The organism is Glutamicibacter sp. AGC84 (assembly GCF_053543575.1).
This window is the reverse complement of sequence record NZ_JBLVOC010000027.1, coordinates 47968-58541: the sequence shown is the minus strand read 5'-3', so window position 1 is coordinate 58541 and position 10574 is coordinate 47968. Positions and strand designations below refer to the sequence as shown.

Annotated in this window: 9 protein-coding genes; 7 read left to right on the top strand and 2 right to left on the bottom strand. The window is 61.2% G+C overall.

Translation table 11 applies throughout. The annotated features are described in order from the left end of the window. Nucleotides 1-833: regulatory protein RecX (locus ACNPN0_RS16720; protein WP_448938956.1), on the top strand; the 833-nt coding region annotated here is incomplete at its 5' end. On the opposite strand, the gene ACNPN0_RS16715 is transcribed toward ACNPN0_RS16720, so the two are convergent. Continuing rightward, complete coding sequence (locus ACNPN0_RS16715; RefSeq protein ID WP_448938346.1) at nucleotides 827-1135, bottom strand: hypothetical protein; 309 nt, start codon at nucleotides 1133-1135, stop codon at nucleotides 827-829. The genes ACNPN0_RS16720 and ACNPN0_RS16715 overlap by 7 nt on opposite strands. A 174-nt stretch (nucleotides 1136-1309) precedes the next feature. On the opposite strand from ACNPN0_RS16715, the gene miaB reads away from it, so the two are divergent. The 3 genes from miaB to dapF are packed head-to-tail and all read left to right on the top strand — an operon-like array spanning nucleotide 1310 to nucleotide 4714. Beyond that, complete coding sequence (gene miaB, locus ACNPN0_RS16710) at nucleotides 1310-2839, top strand: tRNA (N6-isopentenyl adenosine(37)-C2)-methylthiotransferase MiaB (RefSeq protein WP_105658164.1); 1530 nt, start codon at nucleotides 1310-1312, stop codon at nucleotides 2837-2839. Between the two features lie 4 nt (nucleotides 2840-2843). Continuing rightward, entirely contained in the window at nucleotides 2844-3746 is a 903-nt protein-coding gene (gene miaA, locus ACNPN0_RS16705) for a tRNA (adenosine(37)-N6)-dimethylallyltransferase MiaA (RefSeq protein WP_105658163.1), read from the top strand. A 32-nt stretch (nucleotides 3747-3778) separates the two neighbouring features. Continuing rightward, nucleotides 3779-4714 carry a diaminopimelate epimerase gene (gene dapF / locus ACNPN0_RS16700; RefSeq protein ID WP_332487907.1) on the top strand — a complete coding sequence of 312 codons (936 nt, stop codon included), beginning with the start codon at nucleotides 3779-3781 and terminating at the stop codon, nucleotides 4712-4714. Nucleotides 4715-4782: 68 nt separating this feature from the next. Here the strand turns inward: dapF and ACNPN0_RS16695 are convergent, their stop codons facing one another. Continuing rightward, on the bottom strand, nucleotides 4783-5388 hold the full coding sequence (locus ACNPN0_RS16695; RefSeq protein WP_332487909.1) for a class I SAM-dependent methyltransferase: 606 nt from the start codon (nucleotides 5386-5388) through the stop codon (nucleotides 4783-4785). Nucleotides 5389-5807: 419 nt separating this feature from the next. Between ACNPN0_RS16695 and hflX the strand changes: the two genes are divergently transcribed. The 3 genes from hflX (at nucleotide 5808) to ACNPN0_RS16680 (ending at nucleotide 10551) form a co-directional block, all read left to right on the top strand. Further along, nucleotides 5808-7376, top strand: a complete 1569-nt coding sequence (hflX, locus tag ACNPN0_RS16690) for a GTPase HflX (RefSeq protein WP_105661882.1) — start codon at nucleotides 5808-5810, stop codon at nucleotides 7374-7376. Continuing rightward, entirely contained in the window at nucleotides 7369-9366 is a 1998-nt protein-coding gene (locus ACNPN0_RS16685; RefSeq protein WP_105658159.1) for an ATP-dependent DNA helicase, read from the top strand. Before hflX ends, ACNPN0_RS16685 begins: the two co-directional genes overlap by 8 nt. Nucleotides 9367-9471: 105 nt before the next feature. Then, the gene (locus tag ACNPN0_RS16680; protein ID WP_332503174.1) at nucleotides 9472-10551 is read left to right on the top strand and encodes a glycoside hydrolase family 76 protein; all 1080 of its coding nucleotides are present in this window, start codon (nucleotides 9472-9474) and stop codon (nucleotides 10549-10551) included. Nucleotides 10552-10574 lie beyond the last annotated feature (23 nt).

Here is a 10574-nt window from a genome sequence, read left to right as displayed (position 1 = left end):
ACGCTACGTCCGTTTCCAAAGAGTTCCAGGGGGATCCCGAGGACATGCCGGACTGGGCAAAACCCAGCCCGGAAGAAGTGGAAGCACAAGCGGCTGAGGAATCAGCTAGGCGGGAACGCGCCGCCCGGCGCGCCGCAACCCCAGCCATGCCAGCGGGCAGCACCTCCCGCACCATTGCCAGCTTCCCGGAGGAATCCAGGAAACCGGGCAGTGTTGAAGAGCTGCGTGCGGCGATGGAACAGATTGTTGCCGCGCCCGCACCGGCCAAACCCTCGAAGCAGGAACGCCGCGAAGCACGCGAAGCGAGAAAAGCGGCGCGCGAAGCCGGGGAGCCCGAAGAGCTCAGCGATGACCAGTGGCGGGAAAAGGCGCGTGGCATTTTGCTGCGCCAGCTCACAGCCAGCGACAAGACCGCGAAACAGCTCAAGGACAAGCTTCTTGACAACCAATGCCCTGAGGATATCGCTGATGAAGTCATCGACCGGTATGCCGAGATCAATCTCGTTGATGATGAACGCTTTGCGAAGTCGTGGGTAGTTGCCCGCGCGCGCTCGCGCGGTTTGGCCCGTGGGGCGATCAAGCGCGAGCTGCGCACCAAGGGCGTAGACGATGAACTGGCCGCTGAAGCGCTTGAGCAGATTGATGATGAGGCCGAGGAGCAGCGGGCCCGTGAACTGGTTCGCGCGAAACTGCGCCCGGAATCCATGGGCGCAGATCGGGATAGGGCATTACGCCGACTAGTAGGGATGCTGGGGCGTAAAGGCTACAACGGCGGCTTGGCCTTCAAGGTCGCGCGCGAAGAATGGGAAGAGCGCTTCGGTAGCCGCTACTGATTGCGCTTCGGATCCTGGGCAGGTGCTTTGCTGCGGCGTCCAAGCCAATCGTCAATGCCCTGGTATGCCCACAGGATCAAGGCGGCGATCCCGGCAAGCACCGAGCCAACACCGATATTGAACAGCAGGTCATCGGTCTCGTGGTCCATCGGCGGGAGGAGGCCGATGGCGATCGGGATGGCGAAAAGGAAAAGTGCGGATATTCCGGCCATCCAGATATGGAAGACCTTCATGCCGCGTGACAAGCGCAATGGGCGGGATTTCTCGGGTTCCGGTTGTGGGCGGGGTGAATCGTTTTCCACGGAAATCTCTCTCATAGGCCGAATTGGCTAGTTGATAGTCTAATTCAATCCTAACCCTTCCGAGGGAAGCGGTGAATCCGGCGATTAGCGGGCACGCGCTGCGAACAGCACGCCGGAGCGCGTCCCAAGGTCACCTGTATTTCAGCAGTACCCAATCTTCGGTAATCTTGAAGAGTGACTGAGCAACATACCTTGAGCAACATCGGCAGTGGAGAACTACCCCGTACCTATGAAGTACGTACCTTCGGCTGCCAAATGAACGTGCACGATTCCGAGCGGCTCTCCGGTCTCCTGGAAGATGCGGGCCTAAGCCGCAAATCCGAAGAGCTGGCCGAAGAAGCAGCCGACGTCGTCGTCTTCAATACCTGCGCAGTGCGTGAAAACGCAGACAACAAGCTCTACGGGCATCTGGGCCTGCTGAAGAACCTGAAGGCCGAACGCCCCAATATGCAAATTGCCGTCGGCGGGTGCCTTGCCCAGAAGGACCGGGACACCATCGTCAAGAAAGCCCCATGGGTAGACGTGGTGTTCGGCACGCACAATATCGGTTCGTTGCCTACGCTGCTGGCCCGCTCGCGCCACAACCAGGAGGCGCAACTGGAGATCCTGGAATCACTGGATGTCTTCCCATCCACCTTGCCGACCCGGCGCGAATCCGTGTACGCAGGCTGGGTCTCCATTTCCGTGGGTTGCAACAATACCTGCACCTTCTGCATCGTCCCATCCTTGCGCGGCAAGGAGCGCGATCGCCGCCCGGGCGAGATCCTCGCCGAAATCCAGGCCCTGGTCGATGATGGGGCCATCGAAGTGACCCTGCTGGGCCAGAACGTGAATTCCTACGGCGTGGAATTCGGAGACCGCTTGGCCTTCGGCAAGTTGCTGCGCGCTTGCGGCGAAATAGAAGGACTCGAACGCGTGCGCTTCACCAGCCCGCACCCAGCGGCCTTCACCGATGACGTCATCGATGCCATGGCCGAGACCCCGAACGTGATGCCGCAGCTGCATATGCCGCTGCAGTCCGGCTCGGACAGGGTGCTCAAGGAAATGCGCCGCTCCTACCGGTCCAAGAAATTCCTGGGCATCCTGGAAAAGGTTCGCGAACGCATCCCGCATGCGGCAATCACCACCGACATCATCGTTGGCTTCCCGGGCGAAACCGAAGAGGACTTCCAAGCCACCCTCGACGTGGTTGAAGCGTCGCGATTCTCCTCGGCATTCACCTTCCAGTATTCCAAGCGGCCGGGAACACCGGCAGCCGAACTTGAAGACCAGCTGCCCAAGGCCGTGGTCCAGGAACGCTACGAGCGACTGACCGCGCTCCAGGACCGCATTGCCAAGGAAGAGAATGCGAAGCAGCTGGGCCGTACCGTAGAAGTGATGGCCACCGAGCAGTCCGGACGCAAGTCCGGGGAAACCCGGCGCCTGTCCGGACGCTCGCAGGACCAGCGCCTGGTGCACTTCTCTGTGCCTGACGGAGCCCAAGCCCCGCGCCCAGGCGATCTGGTCACCCTGCCTATTACCGAAGTGGCATCATTCCACCTGATTTCCGATCCCACCGCTGACCAGTACTCCCTGCGCCGTTCGCGTGCCGGGGATGCCTGGGACCGTGCCCAAGCCGAAAGCTGCGGGGTACCTTCCCCAGCTGCGAACGGTTCCATCGGCCGCACGAGCTTGGGCATGCCAACCTTGAAAGTGCGTAGCTAAGTACATGACCAATTCGAACCTGCCGGTCATCGCCATCGTCGGCCCCACCGGCACCGGCAAGTCAGATTTGGCTATTGCCCTGGCCCGGGAACTGGGCGGGGAAATCGTCAATTCAGATGCCCTGCAGTTCTACCGCGGCATGGATATCGGCACCGCGAAGCTGCCGGTGGATGAACGTGGCGGCATCGAGCATCATTTGCTCGACACCATGGCCATCACCGAGGAAGCGTCCGTCGCGGCCTTCCAAGCCCAAGCCCGCGACCACTTCGCCCGAATCCAGGCCCGCGGCAAGATTCCGGTGATGGTCGGCGGCTCTGGACTGTATGTGCGCGCAGCACTTGACGTCATCGATTTCCCGCCGACGGATCCCGGGGTCAGGAAACGGCTGGAGGCTGAGGTCGAGGCCGAAGGCGACGGACCCCTGCGCCGCCGTTTGGCCGAGGTGGACCCGGTGTCAGCTGGGCGCAACCTGGATTTGCGCCGCGCGATCCGGGCCTTTGAAGTCTACGAGATTTCCGGGCGGGCCTTCAGCTCCTTCATGCCGCAACGCGAGTATGCCGCACCGGCAATCCAGATCGGTTTGAACTATGACCGGCATGCATTGCACGAAGCCCTGGAGGCCCGCGTGCACAAGATGGATGCCATGGGATTAGCCGAAGAAGTCGCAGGACTTCTTGAACAAGGATTACGCGAAGGCAAGACCGCTTCGCGTGCCATCGGGTACCAGCAGTACATTGACTATTTGGATGGGCTGATCACCCGAGCCGAAGCCATCGACCAGACGATCATCGCCACGCGCAAGTTCGCGCGACGGCAGATCACCTGGTTCAATGCAGACCAGCGGGTCAACTGGCTGAACCCGATCGAACCGGGACTGCTGGAAAAAACGCTGAAGATCATTGGCTAGCCAACATACGCAGGAAAACTCTAGGAGCATTGATGTACCGCACCGAACTAGGACAGCTGGCTGGACAACATTTTGCCAAGGGCCAGGCTACCGGCAACGACTTCGTACTGGTTGCAGACCCTGAAGCAAAGCTCGACATCACCCCCGAACAGGTAGCGGCCCTGTGCCATCGCCGCTTCGGCATTGGCGGCGACGGGCTCATCCGTGCCGTGCCAACCTCCAAGGTTCCGGGATACGAAGAGCAGTTCCTGGAGAACCCCAAGGCCTACTGGTTCATGGATTACCGGAACAACGACGGTTCCATCGCCGAAATGTGCGGCAATGGCGTGCGTGCCTTCGCGCACTACCTGATTGCCGAGGGGCTGGTGAGCCTCCAGGTGGGGCAAAGCTTCCAAATCGGCAGCCGTGCAGGGGTCAAGGAAATTACCCGCCTGGTCGATGGCTACGCAGTGAACCTGGGTCCTTGGGGCCTGATCTTCGAGCAGGACGCGGCCGAAAAATCCGTGGACTCCATGGTCAAGCCGCGTGGCTGGGAACAGGCCCTGCCGGCCTTGAGCATCACCATGGGCAATCCGCACACCGTTGTGGCGTTGCCCGATGCCCGAATGCTCGAAGAATTGGACCTGTTCCAGGCACCAGAGGTATCTCCCGTTCCTGCCCACGGCACCAACGTGGAATTCGTGGTTCCATCCGAACCGCTGATTGAAGAAGACGGAGTTGCCCAGGTCCAGATGCGCGTCCATGAACGCGGGGTAGGCGAGACCCTCTCTTGCGGTACCGGTGCCTGCGCGGCTGCAGCTGCCGTACGCTACTGGGCGCGCAGCACCGCGCTGATCAACCAGTGGGCTGTTGCGGTGCCAGGCGGCGTGGTCGGCGTTGAATTCCGCGGCAATGCAAGCGGCGGAGAAGATACGATCCTCAGCGGCCCAGCGGATCTGGTGGCGCGCGGGATCCTCGGTGCGCAGTAGAACTGATCCGGTTCTTCGCAGAACCGCAGATTGGCTCGGCAGCCGATCTGCGGTTTGCCTTCGGTCCTCTAGGCCGGGCGCGCTACCTTCAGCACGCGGAAGGCCTTGGCGGTCGCTTCGCGGGTGATCTTCCACTCCGAGGGAAGCTGCTCAACCAGCCACTTCTGCAAGGAGTCACTGCCAAGGTTCTTCTGCACCACCATCCAGGCCTCGCCGCCCGGGGCCAAACGCGGCAACCACAGCATCAGCAGCTCATGCAGGGCATCCTTGCCGATGCGAATGGGCGGGTTGGACCAGATGGTGTCGAATTCCAGGTTCGGATCCACGGAATCAGGAGTGCCGACAACAACGTTGGACAAGCCCAACGCCGTGGCGTTCAAGCGGGCCAGATCGATGGAACGCTCATTGACGTCGACGCCGTAGACCTCGGACTGCGGGGACTGCTCGGCAGCGGCCAAGGTGATGGGCCCCCAGCCGCACCCGATATCCAGGATGCGTCCGCGAGGGGCCGGCACGTACTGCAGCAATACCGCTGTGCCCTTATCCAGCCCGGCAGGGGAGAAAATGCCGGAGGCCGTCTGCACTTTGCGCAGCGAGCCATTGAGCTCGACTTCGATGGTGCGACGTTCGTCTGCCGAGGCCGGGCTGGCGGTGAAGTAGTGATCCGAGGTCATAGGCAAAGTTTATCGCCCAGTACGGTTACCCCAAAGAACAGGGTCTCCAACGTGAGCAAAGCGATATAGGCACGACACGATATCACTGATAGAGTTTTCCCTATGACTTTCATTTTCGTCTAATACGTAATCCTCTTGGTTACCCGCGATTCCACGAGCTGGCCGTGCACTTCTTGCGCGCCCACCTGCATGAATCAGCAGACAGCAAAGTCATTTCCCCTTCTTGGCAGTTCTTCTTTTTGGAACCCCGCATTCGCCTTTGCTCACCGGTAACCATGCATTCACCTGTCTGCTCATAGACCTTTACTCCTTGCAAAGGACCACGAATGTTTGATGAACCACCCGAAACTGAACGCGCCACGTCGCAAAGTGGGGCCCACCCGCACTATTCTGGAAAGCGAAGTACTTCTAAGGAGACCATGACTAACTCCGAGTCACACGAGCACGATTCGGCATCTATGGATGATGCCCAGATCCAGGCCGCCATCGATCGAATCCTCGCAGCCGACGATGCGCAGAGCCCGCAGGTCCAGCACTTCGGCGAAGAAGAGAGTTCCATCTTCGCCGGGCAAGCCTCTGCACTGAACCGTTTTTCCTCCGGCCTCACCCATTTCGACGGGGACCAGGAAGATTTGGACGACCGCCGTGCGCTGCGCCGCGTCGCAGGCCTGTCCACGGAACTGGAAGACGTCACCGAAGTCGAGTACCGCCAGCTGCGCCTGGAACGCGTCGTGCTGGCTGGCATCTGGAGCGACGGCACCGTCACCGACGCCGAGAATTCTCTGCGTGAGCTCGCCGCTTTGGCAGAGACCGCCGGCTCGGAGGTCCTGGACGGGCTGGTGCAGCGTCGCAGCAAGCCGGACCCATCGACTTTCCTCGGCTCGGGCAAGGCTGAAGAGCTGCGCGGAATTGTTGCTTCCACTGGCGCCGATACCGTGGTTGTCGATGCAGAGCTGGCTCCTTCGCAGCGTCGCGCCTTGGAGGATATCGTCAAGGTCAAGGTGATCGACCGCACCAGCCTGATCCTGGATATCTTTGCGCAGCATGCCCAGTCGCGAGAGGGCAAGGCGCAGGTTGAACTGGCCCAGCTCGAATACCTGCTGCCGCGCCTTCGCGGTTGGGGAGAATCGATGTCCCGCCAGGCCGGTGGCCGCGTGGGTGCCGCCGGTGGCGGTATCGGTTCGCGTGGACCGGGTGAAACCAAGATTGAAATGGACCGCCGCCGCATTCGCGACCGCATGGCGAAGCTGCGCCGCGAGATCAAGGCCATGAAGCCTGCGCGCGAAGCCAAGCGTGCCAACCGCAAGCGCAATGAGGTTCCGGCCGTAGCCATTGCCGGCTACACCAACGCTGGCAAGTCATCGCTGCTTAACCGACTGACCAACGCCGGTGTGCTGGTGGAGAACGCGCTGTTCGCTACCCTGGACCCGACCGTTCGCCAGTCGGCGACCGAAGACGGGCTGACCTACACCCTGGCCGATACCGTGGGATTCGTTTCCAACCTTCCGACCCAGCTGGTGGAAGCCTTCCGTTCCACTTTGGAGGAAATCGCCGATTCGGATCTCATCCTGCACGTCGTTGACGGGTCCCATCCGGATCCCGAAGGGCAGATCCAGGCCGTGCGCACCGTGCTCGGCGAAGTCGACGCGTTGAACATCCCAGAGATCATCGTGGTGAATAAGGCTGATGTGGCTGATCCGTTCGTTATCGAACGCATCCGCAACAAGGAATCCAACACTGTGGTTGTCTCTGCGCATACCGGTGAAGGCATCCAGGAGCTGCTGGAAAAGATCAGTTCCTCGATTCCACGCCCCGGAGTCCAGCTTGAGGTACTCATTCCCTACAACCGGGGGGATTTGATCGCCAAGCTGCACCAGAGCGAATCCGAGATCCTGGAAAGCGAACACCTGGAGGAGGGCACCCGGCTGATCGTCAAGGTGCGCGATTCCTTTGCTGCAGAGTTGGAGACCTTCAACCTTCATGGATAAGCAAGAGCAGGCCCTGGGGCTCCTGGAGGCCGCGGTCACTTCCATGGGCGGCGCCATGCGCACCGGCCAGCAGGAAATGGTCAAGCACGTGGTCAGCGCGTTGGAAGACGAAAAGCATTTGCTGGTGCAGGCCGGTACCGGAACGGGCAAGTCCATGGGCTACCTGATTCCGGCACTGGCCCACGCGCAAACCAGCGCCAAGCCAGTGATCGTCTCCACCGCGACATTGGCGCTGCAATCGCAGATTGTCGGCCGTGACGTACCGCGATTACTCGACTCGCTCAAGGGCAAGCTCTCGCGCCCGATGGATGTCGCGCTGCTCAAGGGGCGCTCGAACTACCTGTGCCAGTACAAGCTCGGCGGCGGATACCCGGATGACGAAGGCACTCTTTTTTCCATGGACGAGCCGGCAATACCTGCCGGCACCACTTACTCGCCGCTGGCTAGCGAAGTAATGAAACTGCGTGAATGGGCCGAAGAGACCGACACGGGTGACCGCGATGAACTGGTGCCCGGGGTTAGTGACAAGGCTTGGAAGCAGGTCTCGGTTTCGGCCATGGAGTGCCTCGGCTCGCAGAAGTGCCCGATGGCGGACGAATGCTTCTCGGAAATGGCGCGTGCCCGTGCCGCCGAGTCCGACGTGGTCATTACGAACCATGCGTTGCTGGCGGTTTCGGCCTTCGAGGGGCTTTCGGTTCTCCCGGACTTCGAAGTCGCGATCATCGATGAGGCCCACGAACTGCAAGATCGCGTGACCAGCTCGGTTTCGGGCGCGCTCTCCTCGCGCATGGTGCTTACCGCCGCTGGCGGTGCCAAGCGCCATTGCGGTATCAATGCGGATGAGATGGTCAAGGCCGCAAACCGCCTGGAAAAGTCGTTGACCGGGTTGCCGACAGGCTTGCTGGAACATGGTCTGCGCGAAGACATGGGCATTGCCCTGAACGACATCGTGGAGCAGGCCCGGCTGGCTCTGGCGCTGTCCAAGCCCGAAGCCAATGCACCGGCCGATGGCGGCCGCCAGACTGCCCGCTCCCAGCTGCAGGCAGTGATGGATGATGCGATTCGCATGCTCGAATCCGAAGAACGCCGCGAGGTCCTGTACACCACCCGTCCGCGGGAGTTTGTCGAAGGCCGGGGCTACGTCGAGGCCGATGAGAGCCAGCCTGCAACCTTGAACGTGGCACCGTTGTCGGTGGCCGGCAAGTTGCGCGAGGGCCTCTTCGACGGGCGCACGGTCGTATTGACCAGCGCCACCTTGGCCATTGGCTCGCAGTTCGACTCGGTAGCAGGCTCCTTGGGCCTGATGGGCGCCGGCGCTCCATCATGGACCGGCGTAGATGTTGGCAGCCCTTTCGATTACCCCAAGCAGGGCATCCTCTACGTGGCCAAGCACCTGCCCAAGCCAGGACGCCAACTGGCGGCGGAGACGCTGGATGAGATCGAAGATCTCATCAAGGCCTCCGGTGGCGGCGCCTTGGCGCTGTTCACTTCCAAGCGTTCCGCCGAGGAAGCGGCAAGCATCTTGCGCGAGCGCCTAGACGTGGAAATCTTGTGCCAGGGTGAAGCCAGCATGAAGTCGCTGGTCGAACAGTTCAGCAGCGAACGCGACACCTGCCTGTTTGGAACCATGACCTTGTGGCAGGGCGTGGACGTGCCAGGCGATTCTTGCCGGCTGGTCATCATCGACAAGATTCCTTTCCCGCGCCCGGATGATCCTATCTCCAAGGCCCGTTCCGAGGACGTGGCCAAGCATGGCGGAAATGGCTTCATGCAGGTTGCCGCCACCCATGCGGCGATTCGCCTGGCCCAGGGTGCTGGGCGCTTGATTCGTTCGGTCGGGGATAAGGGCGTTGTGGCGATCCTTGATTCGCGCATGGCCACGGCGCGGTACGGCAGCTTCTTGAAAGCTACCCTGCCGCCGATGTGGCCGACTGTCGATAAGAAGGTCATCACTGGTGTTCTCAAGCGATTGAACCCGGGCGGGAAATAGCCGCGGCCAGAATATGAACTTGAGCTGTCCTTCGGGACAGCTCAAGTTCTTTAACCGGTACCAGCATGATGCTTCCAGATGCACTAAGGTCTGTGACAAGAACTGATGAAGCTCGAATCGGAAGGCACCATGGAGTCCATGCAGGAATTGGCGCACCAAGCCGCGATCGACACCCACCAGCGGTTCGGGCATCGCCTCATGGGGTTGCCCGGAACGTGGATTGGACAGAGCTACAGCAAAGCGCATCGGTTGCGCGACGGAAGCATGCTCAGCAATCTCAATGGTTTCGCGCACCCGCTTGCGGAGTGGAACTATTGGTGGCAGGCGCACTATCTGGATGCCATCATCGATGAGGGCCGATCGTACTGGGACGAAGGCAACGAACACCGGGCGCGCGAAGCGCTTGCCCGGGCCAACGGCCTATTGCGCGGCATTCGAATTCGAAACTTCGGGATCTTGCCCAACTACTTCTTCGACGACATGGCTTGGCTTGCCCTGGCCAGCGGCCGCCTGTCAGAGTTCACGCAGCTGGTGACGGGACACAGGAGCCGTCCTGCCGAGGCGGCAGTTCGGACGCTGGGACGGCAGCTCCATGCCGGCATGGATGGGGTGCTGGACGGCGGCCTGTACTGGTCCAGAAAGCGGGATTTCAAGAACACGCCAGCCAACGCGCCGGCGGCACTGTTCTTTGCCCGTACCGGGGAGAAAGAGATCGCGCGAGAGCTTCTCCAGTGGCTGGAAAAGAATCTGTTCAGCGTGGAGCGAGGACTGTATCTGGACGGACTTCGGTTGACCACGCAGGGACACGCCGTGGAACCAGCGGTCTACACCTATAACCAGGGCCTGGTGCTCGGGGCATTGCTTGAGCTTGGCGAGCCTGCTGATCTGGCTCACGCTAAAGTACTGATCGATGCCACCACGAAATCGCTGTCAACTGCTGCCGGGGTCCTCTCGTTCAACAGCGGGGGAGACGGCAACCTGTTCGCGGGGATACTCTGCCGATATCTGGCCCTCGCCGGTAATGATGTCCGCTTGGAAGCCCGGAGCCGGGAGCAGGCCAGGAGGCTGGTCATGGCAACGGCGCGCCATCTGGCTGACCAGGAACCACGCCGGCTTTCGGCGGCAATCCAACGCTGGATGATCTTCTCGGCGGCCGCTCAATTCGAGTTGAACGCCGGCCAATAGCGGGTTAAACGAGAATTGGGGGG